This is a genomic window from Aliikangiella sp. G2MR2-5, from assembly GCF_015687155.1.
In the GTDB taxonomy this organism is placed as follows: Bacteria; Pseudomonadota; Gammaproteobacteria; order Enterobacterales; family Kangiellaceae; genus Aliikangiella.
The window spans coordinates 415,551-441,248 of sequence record NZ_JADPQF010000002.1 but is presented as its reverse complement, the minus strand read 5'-3'; the positions used below and the strand labels follow the sequence as shown (position 1 = coordinate 441,248).

21 protein-coding genes are annotated in these 25,698 nt (G+C 41.1%); 17 read left to right on the top strand and 4 right to left on the bottom strand.

The window, feature by feature from the left end; all coding sequences use genetic code 11:
* Window positions 1–50: 50 nt before the first annotated feature.
* The 12 genes from purD to IYN84_RS09240 all read left to right on the top strand — a co-directional run bounded on the left by purD (window position 51) and on the right by IYN84_RS09240 (window position 16,461).
* Entirely contained in the window at window positions 51–1,331 is a 1,281-nt protein-coding gene (gene purD, locus IYN84_RS09295) for a phosphoribosylamine--glycine ligase (protein ID WP_196138928.1), read from the top strand.
* A gap of 184 nt (window positions 1,332–1,515) precedes the next feature.
* Complete coding sequence (locus IYN84_RS09290) at window positions 1,516–2,520, top strand: ABC transporter substrate-binding protein (RefSeq protein WP_196138927.1); 1,005 nt, start codon at window positions 1,516–1,518, stop codon at window positions 2,518–2,520.
* A gap of 21 nt (window positions 2,521–2,541) precedes the next feature.
* Complete coding sequence (locus IYN84_RS09285) at window positions 2,542–3,816, top strand: GGDEF domain-containing protein (protein WP_210330366.1); 1,275 nt, start codon at window positions 2,542–2,544, stop codon at window positions 3,814–3,816.
* Window positions 3,817–4,007: 191 nt separating this feature from the next.
* Entirely contained in the window at window positions 4,008–5,639 is a 1,632-nt protein-coding gene (locus IYN84_RS09280) for a TldD/PmbA family protein (protein ID WP_196138925.1), read from the top strand.
* 40 nt (window positions 5,640–5,679) lie between these two features.
* Window positions 5,680–7,017 (top strand): TldD/PmbA family protein, encoded by a 1,338-nt coding sequence (locus tag IYN84_RS09275; protein ID WP_196138924.1) that lies wholly within the window; start codon window positions 5,680–5,682, stop codon window positions 7,015–7,017.
* Between the two features lie 119 nt (window positions 7,018–7,136).
* Window positions 7,137–7,844 carry a DUF4159 domain-containing protein gene (locus tag IYN84_RS09270; RefSeq protein WP_196138923.1) on the top strand — a complete coding sequence of 236 codons (708 nt, stop codon included), beginning with the start codon at window positions 7,137–7,139 and terminating at the stop codon, window positions 7,842–7,844.
* A gap of 75 nt (window positions 7,845–7,919) precedes the next feature.
* On the top strand, window positions 7,920–8,945 hold the full coding sequence (locus IYN84_RS09265; protein WP_196138922.1) for a MoxR family ATPase: 1,026 nt from the start codon (window positions 7,920–7,922) through the stop codon (window positions 8,943–8,945).
* A 14-nt stretch (window positions 8,946–8,959) separates the two neighbouring features.
* Window positions 8,960–9,853, top strand: a complete 894-nt coding sequence (locus IYN84_RS09260) for a DUF58 domain-containing protein (protein ID WP_196138921.1) — start codon at window positions 8,960–8,962, stop codon at window positions 9,851–9,853.
* Between the two features lies 1 nt (window position 9,854).
* Window positions 9,855–11,270 carry a BatA domain-containing protein gene (locus IYN84_RS09255; protein WP_196138920.1) on the top strand — a complete coding sequence of 472 codons (1,416 nt, stop codon included), beginning with the start codon at window positions 9,855–9,857 and terminating at the stop codon, window positions 11,268–11,270.
* Entirely contained in the window at window positions 11,267–13,630 is a 2,364-nt protein-coding gene (locus tag IYN84_RS09250) for a hypothetical protein (RefSeq protein WP_196138919.1), read from the top strand. The genes IYN84_RS09255 and IYN84_RS09250 overlap by 4 nt, the downstream gene beginning before the upstream one ends.
* Entirely contained in the window at window positions 13,623–15,572 is a 1,950-nt protein-coding gene (locus IYN84_RS09245; protein WP_196138918.1) for a hypothetical protein, read from the top strand. Before IYN84_RS09250 ends, IYN84_RS09245 begins: the two co-directional genes overlap by 8 nt.
* A 259-nt stretch (window positions 15,573–15,831) precedes the next feature.
* Window positions 15,832–16,461 (top strand): class I SAM-dependent methyltransferase, encoded by a 630-nt coding sequence (locus IYN84_RS09240; protein ID WP_196138917.1) that lies wholly within the window; start codon window positions 15,832–15,834, stop codon window positions 16,459–16,461.
* A gap of 66 nt (window positions 16,462–16,527) precedes the next feature.
* Here the strand turns inward: IYN84_RS09240 and IYN84_RS09235 are convergent, their stop codons facing one another.
* Window positions 16,528–16,908, bottom strand: a complete 381-nt coding sequence (locus tag IYN84_RS09235; protein ID WP_196138916.1) for a DUF6515 family protein — start codon at window positions 16,906–16,908, stop codon at window positions 16,528–16,530.
* 121 nt (window positions 16,909–17,029) lie between these two features.
* Here IYN84_RS09235 and IYN84_RS09230 point away from each other — a divergent pair, with 121 nt between their 5' ends.
* From IYN84_RS09230 to IYN84_RS09210, 5 genes are all read left to right on the top strand, one after another.
* Window positions 17,030–17,644, top strand: coding sequence for a class I SAM-dependent methyltransferase (locus tag IYN84_RS09230; protein WP_196138915.1), 615 nt, complete (start codon window positions 17,030–17,032; stop codon window positions 17,642–17,644).
* An 89-nt stretch (window positions 17,645–17,733) separates the two neighbouring features.
* Window positions 17,734–18,882, top strand: coding sequence for a DJ-1/PfpI family protein (locus IYN84_RS09225; protein WP_196138914.1), 1,149 nt, complete (start codon window positions 17,734–17,736; stop codon window positions 18,880–18,882).
* 75 nt (window positions 18,883–18,957) lie between these two features.
* Window positions 18,958–19,647 (top strand): response regulator transcription factor, encoded by a 690-nt coding sequence (locus IYN84_RS09220; RefSeq protein ID WP_196138913.1) that lies wholly within the window; start codon window positions 18,958–18,960, stop codon window positions 19,645–19,647.
* A 20-nt stretch (window positions 19,648–19,667) separates the two neighbouring features.
* Window positions 19,668–20,945 carry a HAMP domain-containing sensor histidine kinase gene (locus IYN84_RS09215; RefSeq protein WP_196138912.1) on the top strand — a complete coding sequence of 426 codons (1,278 nt, stop codon included), beginning with the start codon at window positions 19,668–19,670 and terminating at the stop codon, window positions 20,943–20,945.
* 327 nt (window positions 20,946–21,272) lie between these two features.
* Window positions 21,273–21,788: a M91 family zinc metallopeptidase gene (locus tag IYN84_RS09210; RefSeq protein ID WP_210330365.1), complete on the top strand. Its 516-nt coding sequence runs from the start codon at window positions 21,273–21,275 to the stop codon at window positions 21,786–21,788.
* A gap of 11 nt (window positions 21,789–21,799) precedes the next feature.
* Here IYN84_RS09210 and IYN84_RS09205 read toward each other — a convergent pair whose 3' ends face one another.
* The 3 genes from IYN84_RS09205 to gpmI form a co-directional block, all read right to left on the bottom strand.
* Window positions 21,800–22,804 (bottom strand): questin oxidase family protein, encoded by a 1,005-nt coding sequence (locus tag IYN84_RS09205; protein ID WP_196138910.1) that lies wholly within the window; start codon window positions 22,802–22,804, stop codon window positions 21,800–21,802.
* Between the two features lie 90 nt (window positions 22,805–22,894).
* On the bottom strand, window positions 22,895–24,040 hold the full coding sequence (locus IYN84_RS09200; protein WP_196138909.1) for a murein hydrolase activator EnvC: 1,146 nt from the start codon (window positions 24,038–24,040) through the stop codon (window positions 22,895–22,897).
* 134 nt (window positions 24,041–24,174) lie between these two features.
* Window positions 24,175–25,689 (bottom strand): 2,3-bisphosphoglycerate-independent phosphoglycerate mutase, encoded by a 1,515-nt coding sequence (gpmI, locus tag IYN84_RS09195; protein ID WP_196138908.1) that lies wholly within the window; start codon window positions 25,687–25,689, stop codon window positions 24,175–24,177.
* Window positions 25,690–25,698 lie beyond the last annotated feature (9 nt).

The window sequence follows — 25,698 nt, the reverse complement described above, 5'->3', positions numbered from 1 at the left end:
GAAAAGCTAAACTGGTGAGAGCAATTATTTAAAATCAAAACGGAAAAACTATGAAAGTTCTGGTTATTGGTGGTGGCGGTCGTGAACACGCACTGGCCTGGAAAGCAGCTCAATCTGAGCAAGTTGAAAAAGTCTTTGTTGCGCCCGGTAATGCAGGCACAGCGCTTGAAAGCAAATTAGAAAATGTTGCTGTTGGTGCCGAAGACGTTGATGGTTTATTGTCTTTTGCTAAAGAAAATGGCGTCGAATTGACTATTGTTGGCCCTGAAGCTCCACTCTGTCTGGGCGTTGTCGACAAATTTAATGAAGCCGGTTTGAAGTGTTTCGGACCAACTCAGGGAGCGGCGCAGTTAGAAGGCTCAAAAGCTTTTACCAAAGATTTTCTGGCCAGGCACAATATCCCTACCGCTGCTTACGGCAACTTTACCGATATTGCTCAAGCAAAAGCCTATGTCGAAAAGGTGGGCACGCCGATTGTTATCAAAGCTGATGGCCTGGCGGCAGGCAAGGGCGTTATTATTGCACAAACTCAAGAAGAAGCTTTCGCTGCGATTGATGATATGCTTGATGGCAACAAGTTTGGTGATGCTGGTCACCGCGTTGTTGTTGAAGAGTTCCTGGTCGGTGAAGAAGCTAGCTTTATTGTCATGGTTGATGGTAAGAATATTTTGCCTTTGGCGACATCACAGGATCACAAAGCGCGAGATAATGGTGATAAGGGACCCAATACCGGTGGTATGGGCGCCTACTCACCAGCTCCGGTTGTTACTCAACAAATGCATGATGCCATCATGGAGCAAGTTATTGTTCCTACTGTTGAAGGTATGGCGAAAGAAGGTCACCCTTACACAGGTTTCCTCTATGCTGGAATTATGGTTTCACCGGAAGGAATCCCTAAAGTACTAGAGTATAATTGCCGATTCGGTGATCCGGAAACCCAGCCTATTATGTCTCGTCTACAATCGGATCTGGTTGAGCTGTGTTTAACCGCACTCGACGGTAAACTGAATACTGCCAGTGTCAACTGGGATCCTCGTCCAGCGGTTGGCGTGGTGATGGCTGCCGGCGGTTATCCTGACAGTTATCCTAAAGGCGATATTATTTCTGGTCTCGATACAGAAATTGCTGACACTAAAGTTTTTCACGCAGGTACCAAAGAAGAAGACGGCAATGTGGTGACGGCCGGAGGTCGTGTTCTTTGTGTTGTTGCTTTAGGTGAGAATGTTACCAAAGCGCAGGCTTTAGCCTATGAAAGAGTGAAAACCATTTCGTGGGATAAGGTCTACTATCGCGATGATATTGGCCACAGAGCCATTGCTCGCGAGCGATAGCGCGATACAATATTCTTCAGCTTATGCTGAAAACAACGCTTGGAAAGGAGCCTTAGGGCTCCTTTTTTATAATTCTGAAAAAACATATCAAATGTGCGATAACTTATTTAAAAGGTATTAGTGATTCAAGGCAGAGAATTCTTTTCTTTTCTATACTTTGAGTGTTAGATAAAAGGGAAGTCTTTTGAAATTCAATCAGCACTCATTACTTGCATTTATTATCCTCACACTTCTGCTAGGAGTGTTATTTCTACTAGGAAATTGGCAGGCAATTTTTTATTCCAAAACTGAAGATATTCGGATTGCAGTTTCACGTACCCCGCTTTCGGCACCAATCTATATCGCCAAGGATAAAGGCCTATTTGACCCAAGATGTATTGATGTACAGTTAACGGAGGTATTTGGTGGTAAAGCGAGCTTTGAAAAAATGATTCGAGGAGAGGCTGATTTTGCAACCAGTTCTGAATCTGTAATTGCTTTCCAAAGCCTTAAAAGAAATGACTTTGCCAATATTGCGACTTTTGTGCAATCTGATAATGACGTCAAATTTGTCATATCAAAAAAATCCGGCATTATTGTTCCTCAGGACCTGGTTGGTAAAAAAATCGCTGTTACTAAAGGTGCCGCCGGGGAGTACTTCCTTTCTATCTATCTTGCTCTTTCAGGAGTCGATCTTAAAAATGTAGAAGTTATTGACAAAGCACCAGAGGCACTCGCCAAATCTCTACAGCAAGGAGAAGTTGATGTCGTTGTTCCGTGGGAACCTTATGCCTATGAAACCCTTCGCCTGTCTGATGGAGATGCTGAGATTTTACCGAGTAAGAACCTTTATACTCTAACTTTCAATCTGGTCGCAAAAAAGCTTAATCTTGCTGCGAAACCACAAGCGGCCAGATGTATTCTTATGGGGCTGAAAAAAGCTCAGGAGTTTATTGCAAAACACCCTGAAGAATCTCGTCAAATATTAATTAAGCGGCTTCGGTTAGATTCAAATTTTGTCAACTGGGTTTGGCAGGACTACATATTTAAACTGTCTTTAAGCCGATCTTTAGTATTGAATATGGAATCTCAAATTGAATGGGCTATCAGTCAGGGGATTGTCAAGTCGGTAGTCATGCCTGATTTTGAACATCTTATTGACCAGGAATATTTGATGGATGTAGTTCCTTATGCTGTTACTCTAAATTAACGAAATATAACTATAAAGTATATGCTGATTGATTGGACACTAAAAAAGAGGCTAGGACTGTTTGCATACGGCAATCTTGTTGTTGTTATCTTAGTCGTTTTAACTCTAGTTTACTCATGGTTGAAAATTGAAAAAGCACTGGAGCGGCAAGACTATGCACTAAAAGTGCAAAACATGAGTTTTTCGTTACAGCGAACTATTTTAAAAGAAGATGTTGCCCATTTAGAGGGTGCTATGAAATGGGAGACAAATTTAGTTTCGCTAACAAAAATATTAAATCAGCCTCCTGAGCTAACTCCCGCACAACAGACGTTGCAAAATAGCTTAATTACACAAAATAAAAGTCTTGATATTTTGTACCGGAAATTGATGGGAATTGCTTCTAAGACGATAGGTGGAAAAATCGAGAATTTGCTCACCAAAAGGTTGTTAGTACAGGTTGATATGATAGTTACCGATTCCCAACACCTAGCCGCGTTGGCTCGAAATGATATTAAAAAAATTGAGAAACGCCAGATCCTGATTATTTTGATAACACTACTTTGCGGAGTACTGATTCTTTTTGTAGGTGCTCACCGCATAGGTTTTCTTGTGAGTGAAGCGGTATATAATTTGAAGCAGGGAATCGATAGCATCAATAAGCGACAGTTTAAGCAACTTCCCTCAATTCACGGATTTGAAGAATTATCCAGGTTTATTGCACAATTCAATCAAATGAGTTCGCAACTGGAAAAAACGACGGTGACTCGAGATGTTCTGCAGCAAATCGTTGAAGAGCGAACAGCTGTGTTGAAGCAAATTGCTAATACCGATCATCTTACTCAGATTGCAAATCGTGTAGCATTGTTTGAACGAGGAAATATGGAATTTGCTCGCGCAAAGAAATACAACCATTCACTTACGCTTTTGTTGATTGATTGTGACTGGTTTAAGAAAATTAATGAAAACTATGGTCATTCCATTGGTGACAATCTACTTTTCCAGCTAGCGAGGATATGTGAAAGACAGCTAAAGGATGAAGACTTTTTAGCAAGATATAATGGAGCAGAATTTGCCATTTTATTACCTCATAGCGACATAACTGGGGGGCTGGATATTGCCTACGCCATAAAAGATGCAATTAGTGAAAATGCGCTTTACAAAGAAGAGGAGAAAATCGAGTTTTCAGTCAGTATTGGTCTGGCTGCATTAATGAAAAAACATGACTCATTTGAAAATATGCTTGCAGACGCAGAAGCCGCCCTGACCAGCGCTAAAGATAAGGGCAAAAACTGTATTGATGTTACCTCTCCATGACTCCATAGCGCTTCCTACTCCAGTTGTTACGCTTTTTTACATTTTCTCCTTTGCCTTAATTGAGTGAAAAGTAGACTATAGGTAGCTTTATCAGGTCCTTCATGCATGGCTTTTAGACCTATGCGCTTTTCTCTAAGGTGCGTTTTGGCGGCTGCTAGGGGTCAAATGAAAATTAAAAATAGAGGTGACTAATGGAAAGACGGGATTTTATCAAAATAACTGGAACTGGAATGGGGGCGCTTGTACTACCCATGACAGGCAATATTGTGACGGCGGCTGAGTTGCTTGATAAACCAATGGACGTCGGGCTAAAAAAGCAGTTAGCTGATATTGCCCTGAATGCTGCCAGATCAGCAGGCGCAAGTTATGCCGATGCAAGAATTGGCCGTTATCTGAATCAATTTATCACAACTAGAGAAAAGGTTGTTAACAATGTGGTTAATACCGAGTCTGCAGGGATCGGAATACGCGTTATTGCAAATGGAACCTGGGGATTTGCAGCAACCTCAGATATGACTCCTGATAGTATTGCTAAGACTGCGAAACAGGCAGTCGCTATCGCCAAAGCTAATTCCAAGTTTCAATCAGAACCGGTAAAGCTAGCACCTGTCAAAGGAGTCGGAGAAGTCTCCTGGAAGACTCCAATTAAAAAGAATGCTTTTGAAATTCCGGTAAAAGAAAAAGCGGATATGTTGCTGGAAGTTAATAATGCAGCCTTATCCAGTGGAGCAAATTATATAACTTCAGTGCTTTTTTTGGTCAATGAGCAAAAATATTTTGCATCAACGGATGGATCCTATATAGATCAAGATGTTCACCGTCTTTGGTCTCCATTTTTTGCGAGCGCAGTTGGTCCATCTGGATTTAAACAACGCAATGGCTTAGGTGATCCCGTTGGAATGGGCTTTGAATATCTTGATGGTCGCAAGGAAGATAAAATTCATGTTCAGGGTGCAAATATTGGCTATAAGAATTCTTACGACATGATTGAGGATGCTCGTAATGCGGGTGAACAGCTACAGAAAAAATTAAAAGCCAAGTCGGTAAAGCCTGGTAAATATGATTTGGTATTGGATCCGGCTCATCTGATGTTAACGATCCACGAATCGGTAGGCCACCCTCTCGAGCTTGATCGTGTACTAGGCTATGAAGCCAATTTCGCTGGTACCAGTTTTGCAACTTTGGACAAATGGCGTTCTAAGAAATTTCAGTATGGTTCTGAAATTGTTAATCTTGTGGCTGATAAAACTCAGGAACATTCGCTTGGTTGCGTTGGCTATGATGATGAAGGGGTTAAGACAAAGCGTTGGGATCTGGTTAAAGATGGCGTTTTGGTTAATTATCAGGCAACGCGTGATCAGGTCCATATGATCGATCAAAAAGAATCACATGGTTGCTGCTATTCACAAAGCTGGCGTGACGTACAGTTCCAGCGCATGCCTAACGTGTCTTTAATGCCAAATGCTAAAGAAGATTTATCTGCAAATGATGTTATTAAAGATGTAGAAGATGGCATCTATATTGTCGGTCGAGGTTCTTTCTCAATTGATCAACAAAGGTATAACTTCCAGTTTGGAGGACAGCTTTTCTATGAAATCAAAAATGGAAAAATCGTTGATCAAATTGAAGATGTCGCATATCAATCCAATACTCAGGAATTCTGGAATTCTTGTACGCAACTGGCAGGTAAGTCTGACTATCGTGTAGGCGGTTCATTTTTCGATGGTAAAGGACAACCTGTTCAAGTAAGTGCGGTTTCTCATGGTTGCCCCACAACGAGATTTAACAATATCAACGTTCTCAATACCAAACGTAAAGTTTAGTGGTCGCGCAAAGAATAAACAGAATTTAATGAGGTGAATCATGTCAATATTATCTGAAAAGGAAGCGAAAGCGATTTTAAAAAAGGTCCTGGCTTTTTCCAGGGCAGACGAATGTGAATGTAATCTAACGGGACAAAAAAGTGGCAATATTCGTTATGCACGAAACACCGTAACGACTGCAGGAGAAGTGAACGATTTAACGTTAGTAGTACAATCTTCTTTTGGCAAGAAGAGTGGCGTTGCAACAATCAATGAATTTGATGATGCATCACTGGAAAAAGTGGTACGTCGTTCTGAAGAGTTAGCAAAATTGGCGCCTGAGAATCCGGAGTATATGCCGATTTTAGGCCCTCAAAAATATAAGCAATCAAAAACAAATTTTTCATCAACGGCTAATATCACGCCCGAAGTAAGAGCGAAAGCTGCTGATGATAGCATTTCTCCTTCTAAGAAAAATAAACTGATTGCTAGTGGCTTTCTCAATGATAATCAAAATATGAGTGCAATCATGAACTCTAAAGGATTGTTTGCCTACAATGTATCAACGGATGTGAGCTTTTCGGCAACAATACGCACCGAAGATGGAAAAGGATCCGGCTGGGTTACTCGAGATTACTCGGACGTCAAGCATCTGGACACTGCAAAAGCTTCCAGAATTGCAATTGATAAGTCAACCGGCTCTGTTGATGCTAAAGAAATGGAACCAGGCCGATATACTGTCATTCTGGAGCCGGCAGCAAGTGTTCAGCTTCTTCAAAATATGGTCGGGAGTATGGGACAGCGAGGAGCTGATGAAGGAAGAAGTTTTCTAAGCTATAAACCCAAAGAGGGAGAGGAAAATCCACCCAAGAATAGACTCGGTGAAAAGATGTTTGATCAACGAGTGAATATTTATACAGATCCTGAGCACCCTGAGGTTCCACTTGCACCTTTTGGCGGTGATGGACATCCTCGTGAAAAAATGTACTGGATTAAGGATGGTAAAATTGAAAATATGCCGAACTCTCGTTATTGGGCGAAGAAAACCGGGGTCGAGTACAAACCGGGTAGCGGTCAATTTATCATGGATGGAGGAGACAAATCGCTACAGGAAATGATCAAAGGAACCCGTCATGGGATTTTGGTCACAAGACTTTGGTATATTCGTGCTGTTGATCCTCAAACACAGCTTTACACTGGGTTAACTAGAGATGGTACGTTTTATATTGAAGACGGTAAAATCAAATATCCTGTGAAGAATTTTCGTTTCAATGAAAGCCCGATTGTTATGCTAAATAATATCGAGGAGCTAGGAAAACCGGTGCGAATCAATGGTAATATGGTTCCACCAATGAAGGTAAGAGACTTCACTTTTTCCAGTCTTTCTGATGCTGTTTAACAGTTAGAAAACAATATCTAATGCGCTATTGTCAGAGTAGACGATAGCGCAAATAGCGTTACTCGAATAAATTTTTAATAATAGAAATTATAAAGTTACCATCATAAATACTGTTTTAAATGATTAGTCGTCGTCAGTTTCTTCAATATGCAACGCTTAGCTGCGCTACTGCATATTCGTTACCATCATTGCTACATGCGCAAGGTAGGAGCGATTTCGACTTCTATTTTACTCGATTGAGTTATGAGTCAGGAGATTGGGATGTTGACGAGCGGATGCCGGCGAACATTCTAAATTCTCTGATTGAATACACTACAATGCGCGTGGATATAAATGAGCGCATAATACCCTTATCCGATCCTGCAATGTTGAGTTCACCATTTTGTTATCTTGCAGGACACCGGCTGGTTGCGTTTGGTCACGAAGAAAGACAGAATTTTGAAACCTATGTTAAAAACGGTGGATTTGTTTTTGTTGACGACTGTAATCATGATATCGATGGAGTTTTTGCACAGAGTTTTGAAGCTCAAATGTCTGAAATATTTGGCCCTGATGCGTTAAGAAAAATTTCTAATGATCATGCCATTTATTCATCTTTTTTCAGATTTGACGGACCTCCTGATACTAGTATTGAGCTTAATGGCTGGGGGGATGATCTTGTTCATGATTACCTTAAAGGAATTGAAATAGACGGACGAATTGCCGTACTTTACAGTAACAAAGATCTAGGTTGTGAATGGGATTATGACTTTCGCAATAAACGTTTTATGTATGAAGATAATACGAAATTTGCGGTTAATATCGTCGTTTATGCCATGACAGCTTAACCGTTTTATTGGTAAGAGTATCTATCAGTATCCAGTAAAGGCACAAATGGTTGTAATTAATTCAGCGAGAAAATAATGTCTGAGTCAAGTCCGCGTGACGCGCTTGAGCGCGCCGAAGAAAATATCAATGAGAAACTTAATCTGCTTGCCGCTGTTGGTGATGAAGTAGGTAAAGTTATTGTGGGTCAAAAACAAGTAGTCGAAGAGCTGTTAATTAGTTTGTTGGCTGGTGGTCACTGTCTATTAGAAGGCGTCCCTGGATTAGCTAAGACTATGATGGTAAGTACTTTGGCTAAAGCTCTGGAGCTTGATTTTCATCGAGTCCAATTTACTCCCGATCTGATGCCAAGTGATATTGTTGGCACTGAAATTTTAGAAGAAGATCACGCGAGTGGGAAAAGGTTTTTCAAATTTCAGAAGGGACCTGTTTTTACCAATATTTTACTTGCAGATGAAATTAATCGAACGCCACCAAAAACTCAGGCTGCATTATTAGAAGCGATGCAAGAAAAAAGTGTTAGCTACGGTGGTAAAACCTATTCTTTGCCTGAACCCTTTTTTGTGCTGGCTACACAAAACCCGGTTGAACAATCGGGGACCTATCCTCTACCTGAAGCCCAACTCGATCGTTTTCTTATGTTTATACGTGTCGATTATCCTAGTGAAGCAGAAGAACTGGAAATTTTAAAGCGGACGACCGGTAATCGAAAAGTTGAGCTTGAACGACTTTTAAATGCAGACACTTTAGTTGAATTACAAAAAATGACTCGTAGTGTGGAAATATCAGACTCACTATTAGCCTATATTGCTAACCTTGTAAGAAATACTCGGCCACAATCGACAGTTATTGATCAGGTAAAGGACTTTGTCCGTTGGGGGGCTGGACCCCGTGCAGGTCAGGCTTTGGTTCTGTGTGCTAAAGCAAAAGCTCTGCTTGCAAAGAGATATAGCGTAACGTTGGATGATATTGCTTTTGTAGCACCTGCGGTTTTTCGACATAGAGTTTTGTTGAATTTTCAGGCTGAGGCTGAAAGATTATCTTGCGACCAGGTTGTTTCGACATTACTCGATGGAATAGCCAAACCGAAAAGTAAGCTTTAACAACAGGTTCTATTTTGGAAAAGTTTATTGATCCCAGGATACTTGCTCGCATTAAAGACCTGCCTTTAATTGCGAAATGTGTAGCGGAAGGTTTTCTATTTGGTTTGCAAGAAAGCAGGCAGCGCGGAGTTGGTGTTGAGTTTAGTCAATATCGACCCTATGAGACCGGGGATGAGCTATCGAGAATTGACTGGAAACTTTTTGCGCGTAGCGACAGATACTTTGTTCATGAAGCGGAACGTGAGAGTGAGATAGATGTCTGGTTCTTACTGGATAGTTCTGCATCGATGGCACAAAAGTCTGAGTCACAGGAAAGCATAGACAAACTGACTTATTCGAAATATTTACTCGCAAGCCTTGCTTATCTTTCAATCCAGCAAGGAGACTCGGTTGGGTTCATGAATTTTAGTAAGCAGAATTTCGAAATTGTCCCTCCAGGAAATGGAATTAAGCAATTTCAGCGACTTTTGATTCATCTATCTTCGTTAGAGGCAAAGAATTATTTTCCGGATATTCAGGAATTAATTCCTTACCTCCATTATTTTCAGAGGCCTTCACTCATTTTTCTTATAAGTGATTTTTCACAACACCACAACGAGATAAGTCAATTTCTCGGTAAGATTAATACTTCTTTAAGTGAAGTGGTTGCGATCCACCTCAACAGTCCTGAAGACGCTGATTTTACTTATCGAGGCGCTGTACGATTTAAAGACCTGGAAACCCGGGAAGAAGTTTTGGTAAATGCGAATGAGGCCGCAAAATATTATTCAATGGCTAGAGAAGAATATATTAAAGAGTTAAAAACTGAGCTTATGAGCAAAAATATTGGCTATGCAAACTTTAACACCGGTCAGCCACTGGATTATGTGCTAATGGAGTATTTGAAACAGAGAAAAAGAGCAGGCTAGTATGTTTGAATGGTTTGCAGGACTGAATGTTACTAATCTCTCTGGCCTTTTTGCTCTTGGCGCCATTAGTATCCCAGTGATAATCCATCTTATAAATCCTGGTAGAGGAAAGCTTGTCTGGGTTGGTGATCTGACAATTATTAAGCGATTGAAGGAAACCAGAATAAGGCAATTTAGACTAGAGCAATGGTTATTACTATTTCTTAGAATAACAATTGTCTCTATTGCTGCGATTGCATTAAGCGAGCTATTTCTTAGTAAAAGTTGGACTAGCAACAAAAAAAAATTGGTAATACTTTCTCCACAATGGCTTGAGTTGGTTTCAAATGCAGAATTCCACTCAATTAAGAACAGTTTCTCTGAAAGCGAAATCTTTGTGCTGGACTCGCCTGTAATTCCAGTAGATTTCGAAAAAACGCGGGCTCAAATAATCGAACAAATTAGTGAAGACAGCAAAAGCCTTCAATCGGTAAGTAAAATACTAGAATTTGTACAACAAAAGAAAGTGCCGGCTGAAAACATCTATCTCTATCTAGTTAATGATTTTTCTGCGTATGAAAATCCAGCCAAACTTAGTTATATTTCGAAAAACATTACAATTGTCGAAGAAGATGAAAACTCGGTAATACAGAATCGAAGAATTTTAAAAGGCAAAAAGCTTAGCTTGCTGATCTACGCCGGTTCAAAACGAAAAGTTGATGGGCAAATTCTCTACAAGGCTTTAGAAAGCTTACCTGCTGCCTATCGAGCTAACATTGACCTGACCTATATTGAACAGGATAGCCTTGGTAAATATTTAAGTAAAGAGCAGTTCTTTGATGTGGTATTTGAATTGACGGGAAGTAAACCTGAATTGACTCATCTGGTAGCAACAAGAGGTTTTCATTTTTCAGATGAGTCAGGTTTGAAGCAGGAAATTAATGAAACAATGGGAGATGCGTTTCAACGAGCTTTTATTGAAGGAGAAATGTTTCTGTTTCGATCGTTTGTTGCGCAAAATACCTCTACCAAGGCTCCGAGTAGCGAGTTTTTTCAAGCAATTTGGAAGAATATCCAGGGAAATGAGCTGTTAGTCCGTTTTCGGTGTGATGATAAGCAGTGTTTTAAGTTTAATAGTAGATTTCATCCCGAATGGACCAATATGGTTAGTCGCGAGTCATTTCCTTTTATTATTAATGAGCTGATCATGCGGCAACTGTATACGCCTGTTCAAAGTTCCTATTTGCCTGCGATTCAGCACAAAGTTGACAACAGAGAACAACTATCCTGGCAAACAGGGCGTGATAGTTTGTATGCCTATCTAATGCTTTTACTGGTAGTCCTCTGGTTGTTTGAAAGAATAATTGCGGAAAGATCAAGCTCTTCTATCAATGAAATGCATCGTATGGATGGCTCTGATAGGGCTGGTCGAGCATGATGAAACATTCTCAAGAAGATCCTGCCTTAGCTATTATCGAGCGATTGATAATGGAGTTTCGTCGCAGAGTGCGCTATCAGTCTCTGCTCGGTGCCATGCTTGTCGATTTTGCGACATTTGCTTCACTAGTGACTATCAACGTGGAGGCAGGTAAGGCTATTCTGACTAGTCTGATTTTCGCCCTCATCTATCTGGTCGTGACTCTATATTACAATCATAAAACTCGAATTAACCGGGTGAATATGGTTGAGCATTTAAATCGAAACTATGCAGAACTTGAAGAAAGTCTTCAGCTTGTACTGGCAAAACCAGAGTCGCTATTGAAAGAAATACAGCGCCAAAAGGTAACAGATAAATTGATTCAGCTAGAAAAATCTGGCGAATTAAACAGGCTATTACCGAAAATAAGTACTAAACGTAGCATTTCCTGGAGTCTGAGCATTATTGCTCTGATCATTTCGTTTTGGCTAATAATGAAGCTCATACAACAGTCGAGTTTTGGTGAAATAGATATAAATGAAGTAAATCAATCGTCAGATGCTCTGGTAGTGTTAAATTTTTCAAGACTCACTGTCTCTTCTCCTGATTACACAGGTCTTTCGCCAATAACCCAATCTGATCTAAATGTAAAGGTACTGGAAGGAGCCATGATCGAGTGGGAGGTTGGTACTACAAAATATATTGAGAGTCTCTATTGGCTTGGTGTTGATGGTAAGCCGCAGAAGATGACTTATATGGAAAACGGTAGATTTGGATTTCAGCATGAAGTCAAGGGATCCGGTTTTTATCGGCTGGCCTATTTTGAAAATAAACGGCTAGTTTATATTGGGGATATATATACGATCCAGGCAATAAAAGATCGCGCACCAAAGATAAAAATACTCACCCCGAAAACAACCTTGACAGAAATCAGAGAGAAAGCACCCAAAGATTTTAATCTGAAGGTACTGATTAACGACGATTTCGCGATTTCGAATACCGTCATCGAGGTGTCAGTTGCCAAAGGAAGTGGGGAGGCTGTCAAGTTTAGAGACAAAGTTTTTAAATTTTCACAGGCTGAAGATACTGAAAAAGGAACGTTATTTACCCGAAAGTGGAAATTAGCTGAACTTGAAATGGAGCCTGGTGATGAGGCTTACTTTCATATCAAAGCCTGGGATAACAGAACACCTGAATCTCAATTGAGTAAATCATCCAGCCTAATTCTTCGTTGGTTGGAAGAAAACGATGAAGAGACGCTGGCTGAAGGAATTCAAATAAGATTCATACCGGAATTTTTTCGAAGCCAACGACAGATTATTATCGAAACAGAACAGCTGATTGCTGATCGAAACGACTTAGAATCAATTGAATTTGAAGAAAAGTCTCACGACCTGGGATACTCACAAAAAGACTTAAAAGAGAAATATGGACAATTTCTGGGGGACGAGTTTGGTGAAGGAGAAGGCGCTATGCATGGGCTGGCCGATGGCTATCATGGCGGTGAAGATGTCAGTCAGGGGGAGGCGACTGCCGGATTGGCTCAGATGGAACACTCTGACGAAGAAAGGCATGAAGAACAACATGAAGAACAGGACAAAGCTAGTATAGCTGAATCTCATCAGGCAGAGCATATGCATGACTCTGAGTACCATCTGGAGGATTTGTCGGGGGCTAGCGATATCATTGCACAATATACCCATGAGCATGGCAGTGTTGAAGTTGCTCCTCTGTCAAAGTCTGATCCTAAGACCTGGATGAAAAAAGCCGTTCACGAGATGTGGCAAGCAGAAATGCATTTGTTACTCTCTGAACCAGAAAAAGCGTTGCCATTTGAATACAAGGCTTACGACTATCTGAAACGTGCGCGTCAGGCGGAAAGGATCTACGTTAAACGCCTTGGGTTTGAACCTCCACCAGTTAGTGAAGATAGACGATTGAGTGGAGAATTGGATGCGATCCTTTCTTATTCCCTTAATCAAAGCGCTGTCATTATGTCGAATAATCAGGAAGCTCTATTGCAAAAAGGATTTAGCGCGCTAGATTCAATTCCAATAGACCGACCCCTATTCTCGGAGCAGCGTAGCAATTTGCAGAACCTTCGAGAACTACTGCTTGAATTAAGCGAAAATAGACCGGTGCTGATCAACTATGCGGTTATTCTGGAGAAAATATTGGCCGCCAATCAATTGCAGCTGGAAAACTGTAGTGACTGTCTTGCCAGGCTTAAGCAAAAGCTGTGGCAAATTAAAGCGCTGCCAGTTGCGTTACCGAGAAATCGATATCGAACAGGGATTATTCCAGAGCAAGATTTTAATGAATTCAAGCAGTTTGTAGAATCATTTGATCCGGAAAAAAACGGGAATAAACAGCATGATTGATGGAGTTCTGTTGTCGGAGTATTTGCTTTTCCCTGAGTTTGGCGGGCTTCAGGTTATTGCTGTCATCATTGTTTTCTCCTCCTTATTGATATCGCTAACGAATACAAGCTCGCGGCTGAAAGGCATATCAAGAAAGTACCGATGGTTGGTTTTTTCTCTGAATTTGAGTGTGGCGCTGGCACTATGCGGCTTGATCTTGAAACCTGAAATAAAAGTTAGTGAAGGAAAGAAAGTTTATTTGATTACTGCAAATACAGACTTTAGTTCTGAAGGCTTGAACAAAATTAATACAAAGCTAAGCAGAGCATCTTTTTATTGGTTAGAACCTACAACTGAAATGATAGAAAGTTATGGCATTACCGGAGAACAAGTACTTCTTTCTGCAGCTCAACTTCAAATTAGAGAACCGTCAATTGGTCACTTAGTGGTACTTGGTGATGGCCTTACTGAGAATGAATGGCAAGCGATTAGTGCCGAAATTATCGAATTTATACCATCTTCTAGAGTTTCTGGAATTCTTTCACCAGAGTGGACCCAGCAAGTTAACATTGGAGAATATTTCAGGTTTTCAGGAAGATTGAATATTTCTGATGCCAAATCATCGGATGTTTTTGAAATGCAGTTGATAGACCCTGCAGGGCAAATGGTAGTTAAAAGAGCCTTATTGAACGCTGAATTTTTTGAAGTTTCTCATCGTCCAAAGTTATCAGGAAATCATTTGTATCGACTGCAGATTAGTCGCATGAATAAAACAATTAAGCAGGTACTTATCTCTGAAGAAATTGATGTTGAGGTTACCGGGCATTCTAAACTGAATCTATTGCTATTGCAGTCAGCTCCTTCTTTTGAATTGAAGAATCTACATAACTGGGCCGCGGCAAGTGGTGCAAAAATCTTGAGCAAGATTCAAATCAGTCGTGATAAATATATCACCAAAGCAGTGAACAGGGAGCTTCCTGTTTCAAAAAGTCTGGATTTGGAGTTTTTTTCGTCATTTGATCTGGTTGTTGCAGATGCTCGAATGCTAAGCCAATTATCAGAGAGTGAAACCGAAGCACTTATCAATGAAGTTAACAAGGGATTGGGGATGATCGTTATTGCAGACAATAGTTTGCTAGTGCAAAACACAGCCTCGGCAAAAATAAAACCGCACTGGTTACATCGACACTTTCAACTAGGGTATCCTTCGCCAAAAGAAGGAAGTGAGCCGGTTCAATTGTCCTGGCATGATGGGAATGGTGGCCTGGTTTCACCCAGGGAGTCGTTAGTTTCCAGAAGAGCCATAAAGTTTGAGCATCAAGATCGTCAGTTGATATCCCTGGTCTATTCATCTAAAGGTGAACCGCTGGTTGTCTCGAGAGCTCAGGGTAAAGGAAAAATTGCTCTCTCTCTGTTAACAGGAGTTGCTGGTTGGTCAACCAGCGGCGACAAAAGTAACTACAGTCTCTTTTGGCAGGCAATGATTAAGCAAGTTGCAAGGCTCGGTGAGATGAATCCAATTATCGCTCTGGATCAGAGGCACTCATCAAAGGTCGGAAAAGCTCAGCGACTATGTATACGCGGTGGTGATAAACACGAGCTGATATTCCTGAATCATGGGGGAGGTCAAAAACTGAAGCTTTCCCCGGCGCTGTCGGAGCCGAATAGGAAGTGTGCTCAGGTTTGGTTGACTCGAGAGGGCTGGTATCAGCTATCATTGAAAAATAACGGGTTAGTTGAAGCAAAAAAAGCTTTTTACAGCTATAGCAAAGAAGCATGGCATGCTCAGGAACAGAATGAAAAATTTATCGCCAGTTTAAACAGGGTAAAGAACTCAGAAGGGCAGTCCAGAATTTCTGTAGGAGACTTTACTCCGATCAATCTATGGTGGATGTGGAGTTTGTTTATTTTGAGCGCATCGCTACTCTGGCTCGAGAGAAAGTTAGGGCATAAAGAAAGTTAGGCTATAAAGAGAGTATATTGGAGAAATTTCAATAATTCCTGAAAAGTTATACCTGAGAAGTTATACCTAAAATAAGAGTTGCATACAAATTATGGTATTCTTGATAGTAGACAGGAGACATTAGACAAAGGTAATAAACTAATACATATTAGTGATGCAAAAACTTACAATTTACCTGTTTAAATGTCTGTATAAAACTTTAACCAAACAATATGATTTAATCTCCATAGCAACAGGTTTTAAAGGGGAGCAAAGGAAAATGACTCAAACTGCATTATTTTGGGATAAGATTTCCAAAAAATATGCCGCCAAACCAGTCGCGGATGAAGAGGCCTACCAGAAAAAGCTGGCGATGACCCAGGCCTATTTAACCCATGAGTCGAAAGTTTTGGAGTTTGCCTGTGGTACCGGCTCAACGGCTCTGGTTCATGCACCGCTCGTCTCAAGTTACACTGCCATCGATATTTCTCCAAAGATGGTCGAAATTTGCAAGAACAAGCTTTCGGATACAGAGATACACAATCTTGAATTCAAGGTGGCGACTCTGGATGATTATCGGCAGTTTGAAAACGAGTATGACGTAATATTAGGGCTAAGTATTTTACACCTGTTGTCCAATTATAAAGAGGTTATTGCGCAAACTTTCAAAATGCTCAAGCCGGGTGGTATTTTTGTTTCCAATACTGGATGTTTGAGCGACCACATGGCTTATATGCGATTTATTTTGCCATTGATGAAGCTGTTGGGGCTAGCGCCTCATGTTGAGTTTTTTAGTCGCAAAGAACTTGAACAAAGTATGCTAAGCTCTGGTTTCATTATTGAAAAAGCCTGGTTACCGCCAAAAAGTAAGACTTCCTACTTTGTCATTGCAAGAAAGCCTGAAAGTTAACTTTTGACGATAAAGAATAAGACTCTATGATTGTCACTCTATCGGGGATGATAAGTGATTGGATGATCAATCGATAACAATGTAAACTTTTTTACGAGCATTCCATCGTAGATAGACACCGTCAAAATGATAAATCCAAAGGCCATTACGTTTAACTTTTACAAAGCCTTCCGGCAAAAATTGTAGCGCTAGCCCTGTAGGAGGTGCTATTTTGGTGTGCCCGTGACCATGGCTTCTATAGAAATGTCCTTTGTGAATGAAATAATTCCCGCCCGCGTGGACAACTTTGCGAGTGTTTTTAGGCAATACGAACACTGCAGACGCATGCTTTTTGTTAACTACGACTGTTTTACTTCGCTTGTGGTGATGTGGCTTATGGACAATACAGCCGTTTAGAAGAACACTGGCAATAATTCCACTAAGGAGCAGGGTAGATCTTTTCTGCATGTTTATTTAACTCCGCTAATTTTAGTCTTTGTATTCATTAAACGAATAACTAATCCTTTGGTTGACTTGAAGTTCTAAAATTCAGCTAAACTTAGTGGATTGATGGTATGGAGCCAAGCTGATGGGAATCTACAACCGATATATTCTGCCTCGCGTAATTCATTTCACCTGTGGTTTAAAGCCCAATATGCGGCAACGAGAAAAAATCATTCCTATGGCTGAAGGGCGGGTATTGGAAATAGGTATCGGTTCGGGCCTCAATTTGCCTTATTACGATGCAACCAAAGTAGACAAGGTTATAGGTCTTGATCCATCCCTTGAAATTACACAAATGGCAAAAGATATCGCGCTTAAAGCTTCCTTTGATGTCGAGTTTATTGGTCTTCCAGGGGAGGAAATACCGTTGGATAGTAAAAGTATCGATACATTGGTAATGACATACACGCTGTGCAGCATTTCTGATTACCTGAAGGCTCTCAAACAGATGCTGCGCGTACTTAAACCTGGCGGCAAGCTGGTTTTTTGTGAGCATGGACTGGCGCCTGACCCTGTTGTTGAGAAGTGGCAACATCGACTGACTCCGGTTTGGAAGCGACTTGGTGGCGGCTGTCATCTGGATAGGAATATACCTGCCCTGCTGAGAGAGGGGGGATTTAATCATATAGAACTGGAAACAATGTATATACCAGGTTGGAAGCCAGTCAGTTTCAATTATTGGGGGATTGCAAAACCCTGACGGTTTCTATTGATAAGTCCCTTCTTTTTCACATTTATTTCACAGGTATAAAGCTAGGCTTTAGTTCTCAGATGATTGGAGGACAAAAGATGAAATTAGTATCGGTGATAGGTCGCAATATTTTTTTACTGGCTTTAGTCACATTAACGCTAGAGGTTTTTGCGGGAACAAAAGAATTGGACGAGCAATATGGAGATAAAGCGAATCACCGAATTCTGATGGTGGTTAGCAGTTATGGGAAAAAGCAGGGAGAGGAACAGCCCGGTTTCGAGTTTGATGAGCTTGCCAAGGCCTATTTGACTTTTAGAGATAGCGGTTTTGAGATAGATATCGCCAGTCCTCGCGGCGGTAAAGTTGAGGCGGATAAATTTAACGCTGAAAAAACTTACAACAAGGAACTATTGTCTGATAGTCAGGCAGTAAATAAAATTAATAATACTCGAGCAATCGAAGTTGTAAATAAAAGTGACTATGATGCTATTTTTATCGTTGGTGGAAAAGGAGCCATGTTTGATCTACCAAAGAATGAAAAACTTAAGCAATTGATCGCGGAGGTATACCAAACTGGCGGTGTTATTGGTGCTGTTTGCCATGGTCCAGCGGCACTTGTGAATGTTAAATTGAAAGATGGGAGTTATCTGGTTAAAGGGAAAAAAGTTAACGGGTTTACTAATCAGGAAGAAAAGCTTTTTGGTAAGAAATGGGTGAAGCACTTTGACTTTCTATTGGAAGATAAATTGAAAGAAAGAGGTGCAATATTCGAGAGTAGTCCTATGATGTTGAGCCATGTTGCTATCGACAATAGATTGATTACCGGGCAAAATCCGACTTCAACAGTTGATGTTGCCCGCGCTATGATTGGTTCCTTAGGTGGTGTTTTAGCCAAAGGTAATGATTATAGCGACGACATGACTTTGAAGCTGGTTGCGAAAATTATTCAGGGTGACAAATCAGCTCTCAAGCGTTACAGACAGGATAAAAATAATCTAGAGCCTTCTTTGCTTGGTATGTACGGTTTCTATATGGGAATGTCAGCTAAGAGCGATGATGCAATACGAACAGCACTTCAGTTGATGATTATCGCCCAGGAAGACATGCAGCATCCTAGAATGGGACTTGAAATTGCAAAGGCTCACCACAAGCTTGGCCAAGTTGAGCAGGCAAAAAGTGTTCTCAATAAGTTATTAAAAAACAATCCAGAATTTGTCGATGCTGAAAAGCTTTTGCAAGCTTTATAATGGATCGGCTCGTTAAATTACTCTGAGTTTTCAGGGTGTTTTTTTACAAGTGTTTGCTAAAACGGTTATGTATTTATGAACCAGAGTCTGTCGCTACAAGTGCTGTTGATTGAAGACAATACCGATCTTGCTGGTAATATAATTGACTATCTGGAACAGCGAGCTTGCACGATGGACTATGCAAAAAATGGTGCTCAGGGATTGAGTCTTGCATTGGACAACTACTACGATCTGGTTATCCTTGACTTAATGTTGCCCGGATTAGATGGTATTGAAGTGTGTCGACAGATAAGGAAGCTGGCCGAGCGTTATATTCCGGTTATTATGCTAACGGCCAGAGATAGCTTGCAAGATAAAGTATTCGGTTTTGAGCAGGGTGCCGACGACTATCTAACCAAACCCTTCGCGCTGGAAGAGCTCTTTGCAAGATGTCTTGCGATAAGCAAACGAAACCAAATTAACCAATCTTTTAGCTGTGAACTAGGTGAACTCAAGCTTGATAAGAAGAGGAAAGAGGCTTTTCGTCAGGGAAAGAGCCTGGAACTGAGTAGTATGGGTTATAAAATCCTGAGTATTCTAGTTGACGCGCATCCCCAGGTGATCACGCGTTCAGAATTGATAAATCGCTTATGGGGGGACAACCCAACAGAATCAGATTCATTGCGTTCTCATATCTATCAACTCAGAAAGGCATTAGATAAGCCATTCGAAAGAGCGCTGCTCAAAACATTACATGGCGTCGGTTTCGGCCTGGATATAGATTAGTGTTTAGCAAGGATAAAATATTGAGCTTATATCATCCTAGCGTCAGTTTAAGAAAAACAATTGTTCGTCACTTTGTTGGCATGGCTATTTTACTTTCCGTGTTATTTAGCGGCTTGAATTTTCTAAATTTGTATGCGTTAGAAGATGAATATTTTGAGCTTCGGCTGGAAGAGGAAGCGAGTTATCTTTTACAGGAATTTCAAAAAACAAAGGAATGGAAAACACCACGAGCCGAATATATCAAGCTTTACCAGAGGCTTGAAGAATTTCCCGGGGAGATTCGAGCTGTGCTTATCGAAGAGCCCGAACGTCGAGAAGTCAGAGGAGAGAATGAGCGCTACTATCATCTCTACCGCTTCAGTGGTAGTCAAGGACCCTTTCTAGTCGCAGAGGTTAGTGAAATGCTTATGGTGCGTTCCAGCCGTGAAGCGATTATCTGGTTTCTAGCTGTCTGGACTTTACTGATTTCCTTACTAGCTATTTTTTGGGGAGCTCGAATAGCTCAGCGGACAACAAAGCCGCTTACCGAGCTGGTCAATTTTATTAGCAATCTGGAACCAGATGAAGTTCGAGAAAACTTTAAACAGGAGTACCCGAACAATGAAATCGGGCAACTGGCCCATGCGCTTGAAGGTTATATGTCGAGAATTCAGAAGTTCATCGAGCGAGAACAAAATTTTTCTCGGGATGCGAGTCATGAATTACGCACGCCAGTAGCGGTCATTCGAGGCGCAACTGAGCTATTGATTCAGGATATTGATAAACTGGAAGTGGACCAAAAGCAAAAGCTCAATCGCATTATAAATGCCTGTACACAAATGGAACAAACAGTTAGCACCTTGCTTTCATTGTCTAGAGAGAATGAAGCAATCAGTTGTTGCGAAACTCTGGTGCTTCCAGTATTGGAAAAAGTAATAGTTCAACAGTCTCATTTGCTTCAAGGTAAGCCGGTTGAAATAGCAATTCATGTTGAGCGATTCGATAAATTAAATATCGGAGAAAGTGAACTTCATATTCTACTGACAAACTTAATCGGAAATGCTTTTCAGTATACGCAACGGGGCGAGGTTGCGATTCGATTTTCCAATAATCAACTATCAATTGAAGATTCTGGTGATGGCATTGATGAAAAATTAAAGAGGAATGTCACAGATACCTGGGTTAAGGGAAGCCAAAGTCAGGGATTTGGAGTTGGACTTTCTCTGGTTAAAAGACTATGCGAGTATCAAGGTTTAAAGCTCGATATTGAGCACCTCAATATTGGAACAAGAATAACAATAAGTCGCTTATTGAACTGACACTTCATCAATAAGAGAAATCGCCGTGTTAGACATTAAAGCGGATATCAGCTCTTTAATATAGCGAACCCTCTTGTCTTGCAGGGTTGTGACGTGTCATAAAGTTGTTTAGATTTATCTGAATTTATTGACTAAGCTTTAATAAGGCATTTAACGATTCTTATTTGAAAGCCTATGTTATCAAGTCGTGTAAATAATAATTCTTGTCGCCGGAATTTTGTTTTTTATTTCTTTTGCAGTTTACTCTGCGGTAGTCTGTTTGCCACGAAACTCTCTTCCAATGAATATGATGGATATGAATACTACACCTATAGAAACTCGATTGAATTGCGAGTTCAAAATTTTGGGCAAGCGGTCAAGTTGTTTGATTGGCTGGATAAAATCACTCTCACCGAGTCGGGAGAAAAGTTAATAGACTCAATTGTGAACTCCTCCTATTCACTACTAATTCACCACAGTCGCTCAGCCTATATTTCTGCTGGTGTTACCGGAGCTGACATTTCTGATAATTTAATCAACGGTGTTGGCGCATCAGCTTATATAAAGTTTTTTCTCGATATGGATGACCGCGGAAGCCATTGTGTATTGGCGATGAATGGAAGAGATTATATAGAGTATACTGCGCTACAAAACCTTTATCATGAGTTGGTCCATGCCAAACATAAGATGAGAGGAAGTTGGCTTTATTTTGACTCGGAAGGTCAGGCTATTCGAGAAGAAAACGTGTTTCGTCAGGAGTGGGCTAAATATCGATTTCAGAAAGCGCCGGTGCTTCGATATGATGAGTCTGATGATAATCCTTTAATACTGAATCAGAATGGACGTTGTATTCCTTTAACTTAGCAAATGAACAATTAAATTTTATCTTTTGCTGCGAGTAAGAAGTCCGTATTGTTGTAATGTTTATATTCCTGAAAGCAACTGTATACCAGCTTTATGGTATGATCGTTGTCAGATTTCACCGCCTGTTTTTTTATTAAAGAAATTTCATTCTCGTCCATCTTCGTTATTTTATTTTCTGAAGATACTTCCCAGGTTTTAGTGGTTTGATATGCAGCCCAATAGGCGATCCAGAAATATTTCAACGCCAGATCTTGCTTTTGAATATAGGGCATAAGAACTCGTAATGCGTGCGTTCCGGTAACACCATGGAGCAGAGTGAAATCCTTATCGCGCAGATACAAACGAATGGCTATAGCAGCGATGGTTTCCAGGTTTAACGACTGTGGCACTAAGGGGGTTGTTTCCCAGTTTGTGGCAGCGGAAACCTGATTCATTCGGTCAACGATGATTCCTTTCTCAAAGTGAAGCTGTTCAAAAAAATGTTGCTGACTATTAAGTATTTCGAGTGGAGACTGATTGCTATAACTTTTCGCTGAACCAAAAAATTCACAGGTTCCCAAAAACTGGTAATCTGCGCTCCAAAAAGCCAGAGCCATGGCAACTTCATCCGGTTGTTTAACTTCTAGTGCGTAAGCTAAACGGATTAAAGCATGAAATGCTGACGCAGCGACACCCGGGATCAGTCGGTCAATATGTTTGGCTACAGTTTTCTCAATTCCGTATTTTGCTATTTGAAATTCAAAATAAGCGAGGTATTGTGGGAAGTAGGAAGTATCACCGAGATCATTGTCGAAGTTGAAATCGCTAGCAAGATCCTGACGCTCAAAAGTTATCAGTTTTTTGGCGTAGTACTGATAGAAAGTCTCAAGACGGGAGCTATCTGCTCCAAGTTGACAAAGCGCCGTTAGCGCCATCGGCAAATGATTGGCAAGCCGATTTCCATAATGAGGATGGAATTGTGCTCCCTTTTGAATTAGTTCTATCAGATAGGGGGCCGCTTGTGTTGAAAGTATCACTGGTTACTCCCTTGTTCCAAGTGTTCAATTTCTTTGAACGATTAACTTCATTGTAAACAAAGATGAACTAGATTATCAAAAAAGCAGGGGCTAGCGAAACCACCTTCCGGGATTAAATGGTTTGCCCTGATGTCTGAGTTCAAAGTAAAGACCGGGTTGATGCTGGCCTCCACTTTGACCGACTGTCGCAATAGCTTCGCCAGCTTCAACCCAGTCGCCTACCTGTTTATAAAGTGCCTGATTATAACCATATAAACTCATGTAGCCTTCGCCATGATCTAGAATCACTAGCAGGCCAAAGCCTCTTAGCCAGTCGGCATAGACGACTCTTCCATAATGTATTGCGTTAACCGGTTTACCTTCGCTCGCGCCTATCACAACGCCGTTACTGCGTAATCCTTCAGCCAATCTGGAACCGTAGCTACGGATTCTCTTTCCAGCGGTTGGCCAGTTCAACTTACCTTTTAATTTTTTGAGACCTTCCATTGGTTGGGAAAAATCAACTTTTTCTATTGCCTCGCGAACACTATCAATTAACTCCTGTAATTCTTTTGCGTTAATTTGTAGTTCGGTTAATCGTTCGTTCTTCGCGTCGATTTCTTTGTTGAGGTTATCAACAATTTGCTTACGCTTATTTTTCAGCTTATTAAGGCGCTCGCTTTCTTCCTCTTTTGATTGCTTTAAAAGATTAAGGTTGCGAATTTCTTCCTGGATAGTTTTATCGATGTTCTCCAACTCCAAAAGTGTTTTTTGCAGTTTAGCAACCTTTTGAGATCGAGCTTTATTCATGTAATCGTAGTACACCAGCATTCTGCCCAATGCTTCTGGATCTTCCTGGTTGAGTAGCATTTTAAGGTATTCCTGACTACCGCTGATATAAGCGGCACGAATTTGCGAAGCGAGGGCTGCTTTTTGCTCTTTTTTGCTGGATTCAAGGTTTTTTTGCTGACGCCTCAGTTTTTTTAGTTCTCTTTCTTTTTGTGAAAGCTGGCGTAGGGTCGAGCGCAGTATTTTTGAGGTTGTTGCTATCTGTTTTTCTGACGACTGAAGACGTTTTAGTGCTGCACTTTGTTGTTTTTGCTTGCTTTTTAGCGTTGCCTGTAAAGATTTGATCTCTTTTTTGAGCTGGACCAGTTCCTGCTCTGCTTTTTCAGGATCATTCCCAGTCCCGTAGCCATTCTGCGAAAAAGTGGCAATGAGTCCAAGCAATAAATATTTCCCTAAATTAAATTTCAAAAAGCAACCTTGATAGTTTAATAGAAAGTCATTTAATGATTATCTGTATTTTCGTGTTTTGTTATTAGAAAAACGGGAGGTCTTTCCTCCCGTTGATTCTATTGTCAATTCATTATTTTCTCAATGAAATCCCACTACTCAGTGATATCCATTAGTGGTGTTCCAGTCATTTCTTCTGGTATTGGTAATCCGGCGGCCTTTAACATCGTGGGTGCTACGTCGGACAGGACTCCATTCTCTTTGCTCGGTCTGGCTTGCCGTCCAACATAGATAAAAGGTACCAGAAAATTGGTATGGGCTGTGTGAGGTTGGCCTGTAGTATGGTCTTCCATCTTTTCTGCATTACCATGGTCTGCTGTGATGAAAGCTTCTCCGCCTTTTTCTTTCAGTTTGCTGATAATACGTCCGAGGCACTCATCCAGGCAGCTAATTGCTTTAACGGTTGCGGCAAAGTTACCGGTATGGCCTACCATATCAGGGTTGGCAAAATTACAGATAATAAAGTCGTATTTTTCTGACTCGATAGCTTCGATAAATTTGTCGGTAAGCAACGGTGCATTCATTTCCGGTTGCAAATCATAAGTTGCTACTTTAGGACTGGGGATAAGCTCTCTGTCTTCTCCCTGAAAAGGGGCTTCGATTCCGCCGTTAAAGAAGAATGTTACATGAGCGTATTTTTCTGTTTCAGCAATCCGTAATTGAGTTTTGCCCAGGTCTTGCAAATGCTCGCCAAGTACTTTAGGCAAGTGGAGAGGGCCGTACGCACAACTGGTTTTAATATCTGCTGCGTACTGAGTCAACATGACAAAATGTACGTCTAACCGCTCACGTTTAAAACCTTCAAAGTCTATATCTACAAATGCGCGAGTCATTTCACGAGCGCGATCTGCACGATAATTCATAAAAATTACTGCGTCCCCGGATTCAACAGGTACAGACTGACCAATAACGGTAGGCTTTACAAATTCATCGAACTCTTCACGTGAGTAGGAGGCGTCGAGTCCAGCTGCGGCAGAATCGGCTCGATAATCACTTTGACCAGTAGTAATTACTTCATAAGCTGCCTGCACTCTTTCCCAGCGTTGATCACGGTCCATCGCATAATAGCGGCCAGTGATGCTTGCGATACGGCCGACGCCCTGCTGTTCGATCTTTTCTAAATATTGGGCTGCGCTCTGAGGAGGAGTGTCACGGCCGTCAAGAAAAGCATGCAGGTAAATTGCTTTTGCTCCTCTATCTTTGGCCATATTCATTGCTGCAATAATGTGATCTATGTGACTATGGACACCACCATCTGACAGTAGGCCCATGAGGTGAACCGCTTTTCCTGCGCTAATGGCCTTATCCATCGCTTCGACCAAAGCAGGGTTCTTCTGAAACTCACCATCATTGATAGACTTGGTAATACGGGTAAAATCCTGGTAGACAACGCGGCCGGCACCGAGGTTTAAATGGCCTACTTCAGAGTTGCCCATTTGTTGGTCTGGCAAGCCTACATCCAGTCCAGAACCTGAGATCAATGTTTTAGGACAGGTTTGCCATAGTTGATCAAAGTTTGGGGTTTGGGCCGCCATAATAGCGTTAGATTCGGCTGATTCACTGTATCCCCAGCCGTCCATAATAATCAAAGCTATAGGTCGCTTTTGCATTGGATTTAC